Below are 15894 nucleotides of genomic sequence, written 5' to 3' on the forward strand. Positions count from 1 at the left end.
TGTGAGGGGACCAAGGTGATCCGGGCGGAAATAGCTGCAGGGAATGGGCATAGGCTCGCCCCAGAGGATTGTCGTGCCCAGCTTGCCCTGATCCTCAACAGCGCGGACTTCGATGCAACCGGTCGCGAGCGCCGCTTCCTCAGCCATGTGGTGGAGGAGACGTTGGCGGGTCGCGGTGATCGTATCAAGGCCTATTCGATCGCAGTCGAAGTGTTCGGCCGCGATATGTCCTTCGACCCACAGACGGATCCGATTGTCCGCATCGAGGCTGGCCACCTCCGGCGCGGGCTCGAGCGTTACTACCTGACTGCCGGACACGACGATCCAATTCTCATCACGATCCCGAAGGGCGGTTACGTTCCAACGTTCTCGGTGCGATCGCCCCCCGAGACCATTGAGCCGGCCTTGCCGATTAACTGGGCAGAGAAAGTCCCGACCCCTCCTCGATGGATGAAGGCATCATGGCTGTCAGTGGCTCTTGCGGCTACCGTCGCGGCATTGGCTGTTCTGGCGGTGGGATTGACGAGCGGCGGCGTCCGCCCGACTTCGCCTGAGATTCCTCGACTGCTGGTCGAGACGTTTGACGATCTTTCAGGAACAGAAGCCTCCAGGGCGATTGCGAGCGGACTGACACAGGAAATTGTCGGGCAACTCTCTAAGTTCAAGGACGTCATCGTCGTCCAGTCTTCCGAAAACTCGGTCGCGCCGTCGCGCTTTGTTCTTGCGGGAAGCGTCCACCTGTCGGCCGATGCCTTCCGGCTTCGGATCAGGTTTATCAACCGCGCCGACGGCTCCGTCCTGTGGGCGGACAGTTATGATGGAGCGATAAAAGTCGCGGCGCTTCTCGAGAACGAGGCCAATATCGCACAGAAAGTGGCGACGAGCCTGGCCCAGACATACGGCGTGATCTATCAGGCGGACGCCTCGCTCAACGTTTCGAATCCTCCCGACGATTGGGCTGCCTATTCCTGCACGCTTTCCTTCTACGCATACCGGGCAAAGCTCGATCAAAGGGCACTTCCAGCGGTGCGTGCGTGCCTGGAGAAGGCCGTTGAGCGCTTCCCGGGCTACGCCACGGCCTGGGGTCTGCTGTCGCAGGCTTACATCGACGAGATTCGATTCCTCTATCCTTCCAACGAAGCCGCGACGTCGGCCTCGATCGTTCGCGCTCTTGCCGCGGCCAGGCGGGCTGTGGAACTGGACCCGCTCAATATCCGCGGCCTGCAGGCGGAAATGTTCGCGCTCTATTTCAGCAAAGAGATCGAGGCGGCGCTGCTAGTGGGCAAACGTGCCTTGACCATCAACCCCAACGATACCGAACTGATGGGCGAATACGGATATCGGCTGGCGCTTTCAGGAGGCTGGGACGACGGCTGTCCGCTGGTCGAGGAAGCTCGCACACGCAATCCGGGTCCCTTAGCCTATTACGAGACCGCGCTTGCCCTTTGCGCCTATTTTCGTGGCGATTATCCGCAGGCGGCCATGTGGATCAGGAAAGCGACGGTTCCCGGCAACGCGAACTATCACACCATCGCGGCCGCGATTTTCGGCGAGGGCGGATATGAAGCGGACGCCCGGCGCGAGCGTGTCTGGCTTGAAGAAAACGCGCCAGGCTTGATCAAGAACCTCCGGCAGGAGGTCGCAATGCGGATCATTAGACCAGAGGACGTCGATTTCTTCCTCGGTTCGCTCAAAAAGGCCGGGCTCGCATTCAAGGACTTAGGCGGGCAGACGTAAAACTCTGCCCGTAAGACACGGCAACGCGCCGCCTGATGCCGCAACGCAAGCCCACCCGTAGCGCCAGTGGAGGGCATCATGAACATTTCGCGGCGCAACCGTATCGATCGGCACTGAAAGCTGGCACCGTGCTATTGCATTACGATCATAATTTCTATAATTGAGTGTAATGCAATAGTGGGCCGCTGGTGGAAGCTCCAGAGTTTTGGAGGCAGCGGTGAACTTAAATTCCAAAAAAACGGCTCTCGTAACGAGAGCCTCGTCCGGCATTGGTCACGCGAGTGCCGAAGCCTTAGTACGAGCCGGCTTCACAGTCTTCGGCACTAGCCGCAAGGCGAGTGGCAAGAGCCCGAGCCAGGTCTCGATGCTGGCTTGTAACGTGACTGATGAAGCCTCTGTGGCTTCACTCGTTTCGACGGTACTCTCAAGCACCGGGCGTATCGACGTTCTCGTCAACAATGCCGGCTTGGGCCTGTTTGGGGTGCCGAAGAGTCCTCGGTCGCTCGGTCTATATGCATCAGGAATTTAGCTGATGACTTTTCGCCCATCGCGTGATCGCATCTCGGGATGTAGGGGCGGGTCCAAAGAAGTGTTCTTGCTTCGAAATATTCGAAACATAGACGCCCTTCTTGAAGAACAGGAACATCTGAATCAGATCATACCCAAGCTCGGAAAACAGCTTTACCGGGCGTGCGAGCAAGCGGAAAACCAGCCACGGCACAACCCGCACCTTGAGGCGTTTCTTTATAACCTCGGAGACAAGATCGGCGACCTCTTGCTGGCTCTTGGGCCCATCGCGCCAGCCGACATCGATCGTTTGGTTGTTGATTTCACTACCAGGAAACGTCGCGGCTTTTGCAAGATATGAGGCCAGATCATCTGTCAAAACATAGGACCATTTTGTAGTCTTATCGCCCATCGCCAGGAACCGGCCAGCTTTCACACCCTTCGCGATATAGTCTGAGCTTTGATCGAGAAATGTAGGGGCGCGGACAAATACATATGGCACACCAGAGGCCTTAATCAGATCCTCGGCCACTTTCTTGGCGTGGAAATGTGGCACTGCTGACGCCGCCTCGCAGCTAACGATGCTGAGAAAAACAAATCGGCCAACATTGGCTCTTGCTGCGGCCTCGATAAGATTCTTGTTGCCCTCAAAGTCCGTGTCGAGGCTTCCCTTCATGTAACTGTTAGCCGAACTGACTACGACGTCCACACCCTGCAAAGCACGATCCAATGACGCTGGATCCATCATATCGCCGCGCACCCATTCGACGTCGGCGCTCTCATTTGAGGGCGCGCCCTTTCGCGACATCGCAACGACGGCAACGCTCGCATCAAGCGCCAAGTTGCGGAGAATCTTGGCTCCGAGGAATCCTGTGGCGCCGACGAGCAGGACCTTTTTTGTCCCCGTCGCGCTTGCGGTCTCGGCAAGTGCCTTCTTATCCGAGGGAGTCGAGGGATGCGGTGATTGAGTCAATCTAATCTCCTGTCATGAACTGGTATCGGTCCGTGGCTCCCCCAGCCCTGCTCTGATCGATCATCCGTTCAGGGCTTCGATTTTGGCACCGGCTTCCGCCGCCTGATCTGATAGTCAATCTTGCGCCCAGGTCTCGATGATGGGCGGCGCTGCCTCAACGAGAGACATGGCATTGACGAGCCAATGCTGAGCGGCGACGGACACTGGAGCTCGACAACGGGTATGGCCGCGTACCCTAGGCGCTCAGGACGGGGTAATCGATGTAGCCCTGTGCGGTGCCGCCGAAGAAGGTGTCGTGGTCTGCCTCGTTCATCGCTGCATTGCCCTTCAGCCGCACGATGAAGTCCGGATTGGCCAGAACCATCTGGCCATAGGCTTCCAGATCGGCCAGTCCCGAAGCCACGTCGGCGCCGATCTGGTCGCGCGGACGCCCCGGCCGGTTGAGGATCAGCGATTGGTGCCAGAGCTTGCGAATATCGGCCAGCAACGGCTCGTCGCCCTGGTGCATGAGGTGCAGATAGGCGAGCCCGAGCTTATCAAGTTCGGCCACGAGGTGCCGGTAGAGATCCGGCCCCTCGGCGCCTTCGTCGATCCCCCACATGATCGTGCCGGGGGACAGGCGGATCGCGGTGCGGTCCGCGCCGATCTCCTCGGCGATCGCCGTGGCGACCTCGATCGCGAAGCGGGCGCGGTTCTCGATGGAGCCGCCATATTCGTCCGTGCGCCTGTTGGCGCTCGGCGCGAAGAACTGCTGGACGAGGTAGGCGTTCGCGCCGTGAATCTCGACGCCGTCGGCACCGGCCTCGATCGCCGAACGCGCCGCATGGCGGAAGTCGGCGACGGTCTGGCGCACCTCTTCGGTCGTCAGCGCGCGCGGCGTGGGAATGTCCTGCATCCCGGTCGCCGTGAACATGCCGGTCCCCGGCGCGATCGCGGACGGCGCGACACCCTGGCGGTGATGCGGCGTGTTGTCGGAATGCGACATGCGTCCGGCGTGCATCAGCTGGATGAAGATGTGGCCGCCTTTGTCGTGCACGGCGGAGGTGATCTTCCGCCAGCCGGCGATGTGTGCGGGCGTGTAGATGCCGGGGGTGGTGAGATAGCCCTGGCCGTCATCCGAGGGCTGGGTGCCTTCGGTGACGATCAAGCCGACGCCGGCGCGCTGGGCATAATATTCGGCGGCCAGCGCGCCAGGCGTACCGTCGAAGCCGGCGCGGCTGCGGGTCATCGGGGCCATGACGAGGCGGTTGGAAAGCATGTAGCGGCCAATGCGGGCCGGGGTGAACAGTGGATTCATCGGGTTCTCCATTCGTCGGAGTCCTTGTGCACCATTCCGATCTCGGGATAAATCCGGCAGAATTGAAATCATCTTTCCATCTATGGAGCAATCGGTTGAACAATTTGAACGACATGGCGCTGTTCGTGGAGGTGGCCAGAGCCAGGAGCTTTCGGAAGGCGGCGGAGGCCCTCGGCATGCCGAATTCCACCCTGTCGCGACGTATCAGCGAGCTGGAGAAGGCGATCGGCCTGAGACTGCTGCATCGCACGACGCGCAAGATCGAGCTCACCGAGGCCGGCCAGCTCTATTATGAGCGAAGCAGGCGAATCGTCGACGAGGCACGGCTGGCGCACGAACAGCTCGGCGCGATGCTTGAGCAGCCGAGCGGCGTCCTACGGGTTTCGCTCCCGGTCGACCTCGCCACGCTTTACCTCACGCCGATCATCGGCGATTTCGCGCGGCACTATCCCGGCATCACGTTTGAATTCGACCTGACCCCCCGCCGCGTCGATCTGGTCGCCGAGCCGTTCGATGTGGCGATCCGCATCGGCAAACTGGAAGATTCCAGCCTGATCGCTCGCCTGATCGGGCGGCATTCGCGCCACCTCTATGCGTCTCCTGGCTATATCGAAGCGGCGGGCGAGCCCGCGACACCGGCGGACCTGGCGGAGCATGAATGCATCTGCATGCCGCGGAGCCCGACCTGGACTTTGCACCAGGAGATGAACAAGGTCGATGTCGGCGTTCGCGGCCGCTTCACGCTCAACAGCGTCGGGATGATCCGCGCCCTGGCGGTCAACCACCAGGGCATCGCCCTGCTTGCCGAGAAGATCGTCGCCGAAGACTTGGCCTCTGGCCGGCTCCGACGCATCCTGCCCGAATGGCAGGGGTCGTCGGTCAGCATTTACGCCGTCACCGAAACTCGCCTTATTCCAGCCAAGACCCAGCGGTTCATCGAATTCCTGTCCTCCACGCTGATGGAAGCTTGAGGCTATTGCCGCCGTTTGCCCGCTACTCCCACTCGATTGTGCCCGGCGGCTGCTGGCGAAACATCTCCACCACGCCTGATGCCTGGTCCTTGCGCATCAGCCCGTGGTCGGCGGCGGAGAATCTCATCTTGCTCAGTCGCAATGGCAAGTGAGCGACCTACAGTGACTAATTCGCGGGAACAGCATGCTCACCATTTGGACATACCACCGGGTGCCCGGCGGCGAAAATGGCCCCAGTGGCTTTGTGCGTGATCTCCGGCTGAGATGGGCCTGCGAGGAAGCGGCACTCGACTACGCGCTGAAGAGTACTGCGCGATTGAAGCGATCATGCGTTCAGCCACTGCTCGTCATGCAATCTTCCCCCGCAAGCTGTCGGCGAGTGCAGAAAGCGTATCGGCAAGTTGTCTCGTGGCTTCCGGTGGCGGCAGCGGCATTTTGAGGCTTTGCGCGCCGGTGGCGGGATTGCGCTCAATCCATGGATGCGCCGGAGCACCGGGATCGTTGGCGGACGCCAGCGCGGCGACAAACTGGGCGCCGACCTGCAGCAAGGCGCGCCAGGGATCGGCACCTGTATCGCTCGGTGGTGCTCCGGCCGCATCAGTTCGGGCGATCGCCAACTCGCCCGCTCCAGTGTCTACATCCCCATTTATATCTTCCGCGGAACCGGCCGCATCTGCAGCGGCGATGTTCCTCACTTCCTCGGCCGGTGTTACGGCCTCGCCCTCACCCATGCTCCCGGTGACATTTTCCACGTCCTTCATGAAGCGGTTGAGACGCGAACCGCCGAGCGAAATCTCGCCGCTGGCACCATCGAGAATTCCCGCCGACAAAGAGCGTTTGAACGCCAGCACCGAAAGCATGCCTTCCTCGATGGTGCCCTTGGCCACGAAATTGATGACCCGCACCGGCCGTTTCTGACCCATGCGATGAATGCGCGCGATGCGCTGTTCGAGGATCGCCGGGTTCCACGGCAAGTCCATGTTCACCAGGGTCGAAGCATGCTGCAGATTGAGCCCCGTGCTGCCGGCATCGGTGGACAGAAACACGCGGCAGGCGGGGTCGTCGCGAAACCGCTCGACCAATGCCGGCCGCTTCTCGGACGGGACGCCGCCGTGGAAGCTGACGTAGCCCAGCTTACGCGCTTCGAGGCGGCGGATGACGATGTCGTGGGTCCGCGTCCACTGCGAAAACACCACCGCCTTGGCGTCGGGCTCGGCGAACAAATCCTCGAACAGCGCCGCCAGTTCGTCGGCCTTAACGCCATGATCGGTTTCCTGGTCCAGCAGATAGGTGCTGTTGCACGACATGCGCATGTTCTGTAGCGCACAGGCCAGCCGGCGCTGATCCTTGTCCGACAGAAACCTGGTCTTGCGCCAGCGCTGGACGATTTTCGCCACCACGTCAGCGCTTTCCTGATGATAGAGCATTTGCATCTCGGTCATCGGCATCAGCAGATTCTGGTCGGTCCGGCTGGGCAGTTGCCGCAGCACCTCGGATTTGCGCCGGCGGATCATGACCGGCGCCAGCGTTTGGCTGACCTTCTCCAGCCCGGTATAGCCGGTAACACGCCCGGTATCGTCCTTGACCTGATGTTCGTGCAGCAGCTTCCAGGTCGGTCCCAGCCGGTGCTGATCGACAAACTGGACGATGGACACCAGTTCCTCCAGCTTGTTTTCCAACGGCGTCCCGGTAAGCACGATCGCATAGGAGCTATCGATGCGCTTCAATGCGCGCGCGGCAATTGTGTTCCAGTTCTTGACCCGTTGCGCTTCATCGACGATGACCAGTTCGGGTCCCCATGCGGCGATCAGGTCGAGATCGGGCTTGAGTTTCTCATAATTTGTGATCTTGCAGAAATCGTCAAAGGCGTAGTCCATCTGCCGCTGCGCCCGACCGCCGTTGATCACGCGTGCCGCATTTTCACCTTCCCGCCCCGAGAAACGCATAATCTCGCTTTGCCACTGGTATTTGAGCGAGGTCGGGCAGACCACCAGCACTTTCGAGACGCCAAAGTGTCGCGCCAGTATTTCAGATGCGGCAATTGCCTGTATGGTCTTGCCCAATCCCATATCGTCGGCGATCAATGCCCGGCCGGTTCGCACCGCAAACAGCGCGCCTTCGGCCTGATAGGGATAGAGCGGTACCTTCAGAAGTGCCAGCAGCTTGGGATCGGCGGCACCGCGCTGGAACAATTGTTCGAGCTTTGCTGTGCGCCGGTCCGCATCGCGCCTTCCCGCGATAAAATCGAGCGCATCGTCATAGGCCCGCATCTCATGGCCGCACTTCGACACCAAGGTCATGAAGCGCTCCAACTCGCCAAACCGCTCGTCCGGCAGCATCCCGTTGTGTTCGGCATCGAACAACCCGTCGGCGGCCTCGGCCACCGCCGGCGGGCAGTCCGTTCCGGCGCGAAAATACACGCAGCGCTTGCCTTCATTGCGTAAATACAGCTCAGAAAATGCCGGCTGGTAACCGCGCGCAAACGCTGTCCTGGCGCCGCGCTTTTTCTTCAGCCGGGCAAGTGTGAATTCGAGGTGCTTGCAGGTTCCCAATTCGCTGGTGGCATAATCGGGGCATGAACAGAAATTGCCACCCGGCCCCAAGCCTCGGATCGCCACACGGTAGCTGGACTTCGAAACAGGATTGCTGACCCGAAATTCGGAGAAAAACGGTTCGCTGGTCAGATTCTCAAGTCCGAAGTCCTGCTCGCGTCCGAACTGGCGGCGCAAGCCGCGTTGCCAGTCCACCGGCGAAAGATCGGCAGGCGCGTGGGCGCGCGAGAGCTTAGGCTCCCGGTTCGGCTTGATCGTGGAATTCAGGCTTTGGCGCTTGGGTTTCATCGAACCGTAATCCGTTCAGAAAAATTTCTCCCCAGACGTCAATCATAGATGCGGGCGCCCCCCTATTCCCACTCGATTGTTCTCAGCTTTCGTAACATGCTGACTTTTCAGAAACTTTTTCTGTGGATAGCCAAGAACCGTCTCCCCCATCCGTCAGAAATTCGCGCTGTTGATTTCAAAGGCGAATTTCGGTGATTCGCGACTTGCTCGGTTCAACCACCATCGGCATCGATCGATCGATTTTCGACCTTCTTTAGACGCGCCTTCAACGATCAGCGTCGTCGCAAAAAGACCGTCACGGCCAGTCGTTGGACAGACTCTGCTGGTTCGGTTGCCCGGTCGTGGCCCACCCATCCACAACCGCGAACGCATCAACCTCGATGAGATAACCGGGAGAAAGGGCAGTGACCCCTACAAGCACGTCGGCCGGCCTGTGATCGCCGAACAGCACCACTCGAGCTTCTTCGATGATCGCCAGATGGCGATCGCGCTCGTAATCAACAACGTAGATCGTAATCTTTGCCACTTGTTCGGGAAAGGCGCCGGCGGCTGCAAGGGCTCGACCAAGATTGGCGAACACCTGGCGTGCTTGAACCGCTAGATCACCGGGGCCTACAAGCTTCCCGTCGATGTCTTCCGGTTCCTGACCAGCGACGAATATGAGCTTGGTCCCCCTTGCGACAACGACTTGAGTATAGGTCGTTGGGGTCGGTAGGTCGCGCGGATTGATACACTCTAGCGTCATCTTTTTCGCTACCCCTTTGGTTGCTTCGTCGTTCCGCTGTTCGGGTCCATCGGGACGTCTCCTTTGCCAGAGGCGCCGATTCCGTATCGCGGAGCCGTTCGAGCCCTATAGATTACAATGGCCGCATAGCAGTTTCCCTAGCTATCCTCTTCTACTCTATTCTACTGCGCGCCACTCTCCTCTCATTCCCACTCAATCATCAATTAGACTATCATCTCATTGATTTTCCTGATGAAATCATATAATCTGATTTCACATACCGTCAATAATACCGTCAGATTCCTACGCTGTTGAAAAGACTGAAACAATGTGGTCGACGCCGCGGTATGCACACTTTTGACTGCATTATTTACGGGCTGTCATTCGGCGAGGCAAAGCTGGAGTTCTCCGACCATAAGGCAAGGACGGGCTTTGCTCATGCTCGACAGCTCACGCGCATGCTGGACCACACTGCTCGACGCGTCGATCTAAATTCATAATGGCTTACGAGTTTCCCTGCCGCCGGCTCTGTCGGCCATGCGACGGGTGGTAGAGAGCCGACGGGCGGTAGAAAGCATAGCCAGTTGTCCTGCGACGGCGTTGTTGGGGGTAAGACATGCGCCCTTCCCTGCCCCACAATGCTGCGGCGAATTCGCGCCTCCTCACCTTTTGCCGAACCTGCTGAACGCCGGAGATATCGGCAATCGCCGCTCGCTGCCGACAGGTTTGCACGGGTGCGGCTGACTGGTGAGTGCCGGCGCGTCAGTGCCTGAACCGCTTGTGTAACGTAGGGCCAGCCGCTCCGGCAATAAAGCTAGAGTGCGACCAGCTCGGCGAGCTTGGCCGCCACGTCTGCCATCGGCTCTTCTGCGGTGCTCAGGCCGCTTCGCGAGCCCAACAGGGGGCTGACGTTGCGGAGAGCTTCGTACGTCGTGTTGTGGACGATAGGAACGAGCTGTTCACGCGCTAGAAGTGCCGAAAGCTCCTTGTCGGCGATGCCCTCTGCCGGGAGGCGGCGCAGCAGCGCGGGAGTAACCAGCACGATCCCGACTCGCGACTTCACCAGTCCCTTGTCGATTTCGCGAAGCAACGGCGTGCCGAGGGCAACGTCCTTTTCGCTGAACCAGACCGAGACACCGAGTGATTCGAGCAGATCGTGCAGCTCCTTGGCAGCCCCCTGCCGGTCGTCCCACGCGTGACATAGGAAGACATCTCGAAGGTCAGGTAGTTCCGCTCGGCTCTCGACAGTGTGGCGGATAGGCGTGAGTGCCCGCACTTCTGTAGGCGTGTACAACACGGACGAGCCAGCTTTCGACCAACTTGCTTTTATGCGGCCGGACCCGCCGCCGCTGCTCCGGCCGCCCCCGCTGCCCCCCGACGAGGAATAGTAGGACAGGGCCGGGGACGAGTACGACCCGCTGCTATATCCACCGTAGCGCCCGTAGCGGTGACGGCACGCAGGGCAGTTCGCCGCAGCGCTCGCTGAGCGGTGGCCCTCTCTTGGCGCTGTGCATCTAGCCATGTGAACGTCCCCCAATGTCTTTCTCTAACAAGCTCCCGCTTGGGAGCTCAAATTCGTCAAGTGCTATATCGCTTTAGTCGGCGTTATTGATAGTCTACTGTTGCAAAATTCACGATTCTTGCATCGGGCGAAAAAGTACACCAACTAGTACTCTGACAAGATGCAAAATCTGATGGAGGTGGATTTCACTGAAGACGGGGGAGTTCGCGCCGATCAACGGACGTCCGCTTTGGAGCAACGGAATTGTCGCCCGGAACGGCCGAACTGGGAGCGCGTCGCGCCTCAATGAGAAGTTTATCGAACTTTCATTGAAGAAGTGCGTGTCGTTCCACGGCATCGTGGATAGATAGGTAGTCGAGTACGTCTGATCCTGAGTCGGGCGACCGGCATTGACCGGGAATTCGTTGCCGAGCGTACCGTACCCACGCAGGATCTTGTTGAGTATCTCCTCGCGGTCGATGGCAAGCTTTAGCGCCATCCTCAGATCGTTGTTGTCAAATGGCGCGGTGTCGCAGAATGACCTCAGGTGGGTAAGCGCCTGATCATATCCACGACCTTGATATAACCGTCGAGGACGTCGCCGGATCGAGACTGTCGGCTGCCCCAGCACCACTAAGGCCGCCCCCGATGACACCGCCGCGGACCGGCCCCTCAGCCCCTGATTTCTGAGTGACCTGCGCCATGTGGCCCAGCGGGGTCAGTACAGGTTTCTCGTAAACGCGCTTAACTGGAACAGTACGCATAGATGCGCGCGCGCCGCTGGCGAGGATCGAATTTGCGAACGTGGCTGAAACGCCGAGCGCCGTCGCATGTCCGAGAAATTCACGTCGGCTCAGCCGACCCGCAGCTAAACGGCGGCTGAGATAGTCGAGTTCCTGCGACATTGAGATGCTCCTCACTCGGATTGGTGTTCGCTGTGGCCTTTATCGAAGCCCTATTTCGACAATATCAACTCATTGGAGCGCTTTACGGTCAAAATCCTGCTATTAACGCAGGAAATTGGCGTTCTTTCCTTTCCTCGTGCACAGTTCGTTTCATCGAAAACGGTGCTGGGACCACCGGAGTCGGTACGCGCGAGATAGGGCGTCATTTGTCTCGCCCCGCGGCTGGTGCTTCCCGCGATCATGCAGCCGACATGGTCGAGGACAAGGAGCTTCGCCTTGTCAACTACTGCTGCCGGCAGTTCGTCGTATGTGAGGCTGGCGACCGTATTGGCAACGTCTAGTGTCAGCGACATAGTTTCAAACCGCAATGAGGAACCTGCGCTATTACCGGGGCCGCAGACACTGCTAGCGAGACTGCCGCGAGTCCACAAAGGCAAATTATGAGGTTGGCTTTCACTTCTTTCCTCTTCTTTGGATTTCTCCACTCTAAGCGATGTCATTCTCCGGAGCATTTGCGGATAGTTATGATCGTGCGTATTTCGTTATTCGACTGCGATAAAGAGAGCGTGCTCCCGGGCGCGCGCCTGCGTCACTTCGATCGTGCAAGGGGCGGGCACCGCTTCGAGCATCCGTGAGTTTTCGCCGGACGGCTTCAATGCCAAGCCAAGGTCCGCAACAGCCGGCCCGGACTGGATGGTGCGCGAGGCCGAGATTTCAGCCTGACCGACGACTGATGTCATCGCGTTGCGCCTGAAAACATCAAAATGCCCGAAGAGGCGATGTCACGTTGTCTGCACATACACGCGTTGAGACCTGCGGCCGCTGATGTCAGCTTACCATGGCCACGGCTTTCCATTCCGCCATGGCCTGCAGGCGGTGAATATATATAGCGAGAGCGGAGCGTTTTGAGCGGGGCGGGACGAAGAGATTGCGCAGAGCCGAGAAGATCGAAACGAAGCGTTGCAGTGCTCCTGGTGATCGGAAGCCTTGCATCATCCGCTCCCGTTTTCGCAGCGGCACATGTGCATCCTCCGCCCGGTTGTTCAATCCTTATTCGACCGATGCTCGACGCCCGGCATCACCTGTCGCCTGGTTGCTCCATAGGGACGCAACTTGTCGGTGATCATGCGCTTCGGCGAGACGCCTTGCTTCTTCAGCAGCCGCGTCAGCAAGCGGTTGGCCGCTTTGGTCTTGCGGCGGTTCGGGACGATCTCGTCGAGCACATAGCCATCCTGGTCGACGGCGCGCCACAAACAGTGTTTCGTAAGACCGTATGTCCGCTTCTGCCGGTGAGGTAGCTCGCCCTACACTGCGCGTCCGAGGGTTGCTCGGGCGGTCCGAGCCGATCCTCATCACAGGAGGACGAGCCGTGGCAGATTATAGGGAAGCATTTGTCGGAATCGATGTCGCCAAGCTGAGGAATGCCATCGCGATTGCGGAAGCCGGCCGGGAAGGAGAGGTTCGGTTCTTCGGCGAGGTCGACGCATCGGATACGAGCATGCGCCGCGTTATCCAACGGATCGCCGCCAAGTTCGATCGCATCCACCTCTGCTACGAGGCGGGCCCAACCGGCTATGGCCTTTACCGGCTGATCCGTTCCCTTGGCCATGAATGCACCGTGGTCGCGCCATCGCTGATTCCAAGGAAGCCTGGCGATCGGGTGAAGACGAACCGCCGGGATGCTCTTTCATTGGCAAGGCTGCTGCGCGCCGGCGAACTGACGGCGGTATGGGTTCCCGATGAAGATCACGAAGCCATGCGAGATCTCGTTCGCGCCCGGGCAGCCGCGGTCGAGACGCTGCGGGTCCATCGCCAGCAGGTGGGTGCTTTCATGCTCAAGCATGGTCGTACCTATCCGCGCACAAAGAGCTGGACCATGCGCTACCTGCGCTGGTTGCAGGAGCAGCGGTTCGATTATCCCGCACATCAGATCGCGCTCCAGGAGATGGTCGAAGCGGTGCGCGTGTCGAACGAGCGGGTGGAACGGCTTGAGCGCGTGATCGAAGAGTTCATTCCGAACTGGTCGCTGGCGCCGATCGTACGAGCGCTCCAGACATTGCGTGGGGTCGATCTGATTGTCGCCGTGACGTTCGCCACCGAGGTCGGCGACGTAAGCCGTTTTGAGAGCCCTCGCCAGCTCATGGGCTATCTGGGCCTCGTTCCCGGCGAGCGGTCGACTGGAGAGACAATCAGGCGTGGCGGCATCACCAAGGCAGGCAATGGCCGCGTTCGCCACATGCTAGTCGAGAGCGCCTGGACCTATCGACATCCACCGCGGATCGGCAAGGCGAAGCTGTACCGGTTGGAGCAGGCACCGCCGAAAGTCCGCGAGATCGCATGGAAGGCTCAGGCCCGCCTGACGACCCGGTATCGAAAGCTGGTTGCGCGAGGCAAGCGAACGACGGTGGTCTGCACGGCGATCGCCCGCGAACTAGTCGGCTTCATGTGGGCCGTCGCCAGGGAGGCACGCTCCACCTGATCGCTCGCCGCGGCAGTGTACACCTCGCGCATGGGCGCGGAGGCGGGACCACGGCCAGGGGAATGCCCGTCCGCGCCCTTGCGGAAGTCCACTGGCTTCGTCGCCACCATGACCTTGACCGCACCCGTCGGCCCGATCACGTCGTTGCCTTAAGCGCGCGGATTATAGCAGCCACCGTCTTGGTGTCGGCGCCGCGGCCAACGCGCATGGCGACACCGCCGATCTCAAGCTCGATCACTCCGGCGTCGCGGACCGCCTTCTGCTTCCGTGGTCGTCCTGGGCGCTGCGCCACCGGTTCCGGCAAAGACGCTGCAACCACCGCAGGAACGAACAGGGATTCTGATGCCGTCGCCTCTGCCGATGGCTGACGCGCGGCACGGCGCCAGGCAAACAATTGCTGCGGGGAAAGCGCATATCGGCGAGCTACAGCACAAACCGTCACGCCAGCCTCGTAGCTCTCCGCAACGATCCGCGCCTTCTCCTCTGGAGGCCACTCGCGTCGCCGGCCGGAGCCCGTGAACACCTCGAACCGGCGCACCGGCTCCAAATCGTTCGACTTAAGCGTTAGCTCTGAAATCGTCATATGTCGAAGCCCTCAAAGGCTCCGAACATCGTCCTTCATGCCGATCTCCGAAAGGTGCCGTCGGAACACCGCTTACGTTTCATCTCGGTTTATGGTCAAATCGGCGTGGGGCCCACGAGGGTGGGTAAAACCGGCGTAGGGCCCCTGAGGGTGCGAGCCGCAGATTATCGCGGCGAACCTGTCAGTTCCCTCCGGAGATGCCGCAGAGCAATGGAAGGGCCGAACGAAGCTCTTAACACTTGGCCAACGTCTCAGTGCTCGATTGGTCTTGTGAACTCCGAGGCCACAACCGTAACGCAAACTGTGACGCCGATGGAAAATCTCGGTCTTCCGATCGCAATGACGTCAAGGCCCGCGTGACCACCTACAACATCGCAGCACACGCCAGTACCCGGCATGATCGTCACGGCTTTCCGGTGCCGTTGCGGCTCAACGCGCTGCGTTCACGGCGGAATTCGTGCAGGGAGAGTTTCTCGCGGAAGGCGCACTGGACGGGTTCAACGAGGAGGCGCGCCATCCTGTCTATCTAATCGCCGACATGGGACTCAGGCTCTCTGAAGCGGCAAACCTCACCACTGAAACAATCCACCTCGATCATGAAATCCCAAACATCGTCCTCAAAACGAGCATTCCGCTCGACCCGCTGATCGGAACCTACCGAACAAGCAAATTGCGAGCGCGCTTTAGGATTGCCAGGCGCTTCGGCAGGCATTTGCAGACCATCGATTGCGATAAGCGCTCCTTTTGGCGATGCCACTTAGGTTATGATGAATTGCAAAAAGCTCAAGACTGTTTGGCTGACCATCGATTCCGGCCGACTGCTCGGCCATTAATTTCACATAATTTCACATTCCAAACAGAGACGAAAGTTGGCCCAGCGCTTACGGCCGAAACGCTCGCTTAGGCAGTTGGATGCACCGTAACGGACGCGAGGCTTCCGCGCCGATTCCAAATCCTTTGCTCTTCGGCCGTCCCCTCGTCCGTCTTGACTAGTACGAGCCCACAGCCTATTTCAGCGCCACGTTAGCACTCTCCACTGGCGAGTGCTAACCACGCTCCGGCAACGGAGAACCTTTCAACCTCCGCACCAGGGATATCCAAAATGGCAAAGTCGAATTTCCGGCCGCTGCATGACCGCGTGGTCGTTCGTCGGGTCGAATCCGAATCCAAGACCTCCGGCGGCATCATCATCCCCGATACGGCTAAGGAAAAGCCGCAGGAAGGCGACATCATCGCCGTTGGTTCCGGCGCCCGTGACGAAGCCGGCAAGCTCGTCCCGCTGGACGTCAAGGCCGGCGATCGCATCCTGTTCGGCAAGTGGTCGGGCACCGAAGTCAAGCTCAATGGCGAAGACCTTCTGATCATGAAGGAATCCGA

14 protein-coding genes and 3 pseudogenes are annotated in these 15894 nt (G+C 59.8%); 6 read left to right on the forward strand and 11 right to left on the reverse strand.

The annotated features are described in order from the left end of the window. Nucleotides 1-15: 15 nt before the first annotated feature. A complete protein-coding gene (locus AC0L3L_RS03390) occupies nucleotides 16-1737 on the forward strand; it encodes a hypothetical protein (RefSeq protein ID WP_473636552.1) in 1722 nt (573 codons plus the stop codon). A gap of 217 nt (nucleotides 1738-1954) precedes the next feature. Next, a pseudogene (locus AC0L3L_RS03395) lies at nucleotides 1955-2247 on the forward strand (SDR family NAD(P)-dependent oxidoreductase); the annotation flags it as partial. Nucleotides 2248-2254: 7 nt separating this feature from the next. Here the strand turns inward: AC0L3L_RS03395 and AC0L3L_RS03400 are convergent. Together AC0L3L_RS03400 and AC0L3L_RS03405 are read right to left on the reverse strand one after the other, a co-directional pair. Then, nucleotides 2255-3217: an SDR family oxidoreductase gene (locus AC0L3L_RS03400; RefSeq protein WP_473636553.1), complete on the reverse strand. Its 963-nt coding sequence runs from the start codon at nucleotides 3215-3217 to the stop codon at nucleotides 2255-2257. Between the two features lie 235 nt (nucleotides 3218-3452). Next, entirely contained in the window at nucleotides 3453-4526 is a 1074-nt protein-coding gene (locus AC0L3L_RS03405; protein ID WP_473636554.1) for an alkene reductase, read from the reverse strand. An 83-nt stretch (nucleotides 4527-4609) separates the two neighbouring features. On the opposite strand from AC0L3L_RS03405, the gene AC0L3L_RS03410 reads away from it, so the two are divergent. Further along, nucleotides 4610-5485, forward strand: a complete 876-nt coding sequence (locus AC0L3L_RS03410; RefSeq protein WP_473636555.1) for a LysR family transcriptional regulator — start codon at nucleotides 4610-4612, stop codon at nucleotides 5483-5485. 347 nt (nucleotides 5486-5832) lie between these two features. On the opposite strand, the gene AC0L3L_RS03415 is transcribed toward AC0L3L_RS03410, so the two are convergent. From AC0L3L_RS03415 to AC0L3L_RS03450, 8 genes and pseudogenes are all read right to left on the reverse strand, one after another. Next, nucleotides 5833-8325: a DEAD/DEAH box helicase gene (locus tag AC0L3L_RS03415; RefSeq protein WP_473636556.1), complete on the reverse strand. Its 2493-nt coding sequence runs from the start codon at nucleotides 8323-8325 to the stop codon at nucleotides 5833-5835. A 295-nt stretch (nucleotides 8326-8620) separates the two neighbouring features. Then, nucleotides 8621-9070, reverse strand: a complete 450-nt coding sequence (locus tag AC0L3L_RS03420) for a RidA family protein (protein WP_473636557.1) — start codon at nucleotides 9068-9070, stop codon at nucleotides 8621-8623. Between the two features lie 793 nt (nucleotides 9071-9863). Beyond that, on the reverse strand, nucleotides 9864-10571 hold the full coding sequence (locus AC0L3L_RS03425; RefSeq protein ID WP_473621477.1) for a toll/interleukin-1 receptor domain-containing protein: 708 nt from the start codon (nucleotides 10569-10571) through the stop codon (nucleotides 9864-9866). Nucleotides 10572-10947: 376 nt separating this feature from the next. Beyond that, a pseudogene (locus AC0L3L_RS03430) lies at nucleotides 10948-11169 on the reverse strand (ABC transporter substrate-binding protein); the annotation flags it as partial. Next, nucleotides 11114-11455 (reverse strand): twin-arginine translocation signal domain-containing protein, encoded by a 342-nt coding sequence (locus AC0L3L_RS03435; protein WP_473489941.1) that lies wholly within the window; start codon nucleotides 11453-11455, stop codon nucleotides 11114-11116. The gene AC0L3L_RS03435 and the pseudogene AC0L3L_RS03430, both read right to left, overlap by 56 nt. A gap of 50 nt (nucleotides 11456-11505) precedes the next feature. After that, the gene (locus AC0L3L_RS03440) at nucleotides 11506-11967 is read right to left on the reverse strand and encodes an MmgE/PrpD family protein (protein WP_473489942.1); all 462 of its coding nucleotides are present in this window, start codon (nucleotides 11965-11967) and stop codon (nucleotides 11506-11508) included. 30 nt (nucleotides 11968-11997) lie between these two features. Next, nucleotides 11998-12195, reverse strand: a complete 198-nt coding sequence (locus AC0L3L_RS03445; protein WP_473489943.1) for a hypothetical protein — start codon at nucleotides 12193-12195, stop codon at nucleotides 11998-12000. A gap of 88 nt (nucleotides 12196-12283) precedes the next feature. Further along, nucleotides 12284-12726 (reverse strand): annotated as a pseudogene (locus AC0L3L_RS03450) (IS6 family transposase); the annotation flags it as partial. Nucleotides 12727-12824: 98 nt separating this feature from the next. Here AC0L3L_RS03450 and AC0L3L_RS03455 point away from each other — a divergent pair. Then, the gene (locus AC0L3L_RS03455) at nucleotides 12825-13934 is read left to right on the forward strand and encodes an IS110 family RNA-guided transposase (RefSeq protein WP_473636558.1); all 1110 of its coding nucleotides are present in this window, start codon (nucleotides 12825-12827) and stop codon (nucleotides 13932-13934) included. A gap of 136 nt (nucleotides 13935-14070) precedes the next feature. Here AC0L3L_RS03455 and tnpA read toward each other — a convergent pair whose 3' ends face one another. After that, nucleotides 14071-14517 (reverse strand): IS66-like element accessory protein TnpA, encoded by a 447-nt coding sequence (gene tnpA / locus AC0L3L_RS03460; RefSeq protein WP_254022669.1) that lies wholly within the window; start codon nucleotides 14515-14517, stop codon nucleotides 14071-14073. Between the two features lie 457 nt (nucleotides 14518-14974). Between tnpA and AC0L3L_RS03465 the strand changes: the two genes are divergently transcribed. Together AC0L3L_RS03465 and AC0L3L_RS03470 are read left to right on the forward strand one after the other, a co-directional pair. Beyond that, the gene (locus AC0L3L_RS03465) at nucleotides 14975-15421 is read left to right on the forward strand and encodes a hypothetical protein (protein WP_473489945.1); all 447 of its coding nucleotides are present in this window, start codon (nucleotides 14975-14977) and stop codon (nucleotides 15419-15421) included. A gap of 198 nt (nucleotides 15422-15619) precedes the next feature. Continuing rightward, the coding region (locus AC0L3L_RS03470) for a co-chaperone GroES (RefSeq protein WP_473489946.1) at nucleotides 15620-15894 on the forward strand (275 nt) is incomplete at its 3' end.

The organism is Mesorhizobium sp. WSM4849 (assembly GCF_055811385.1).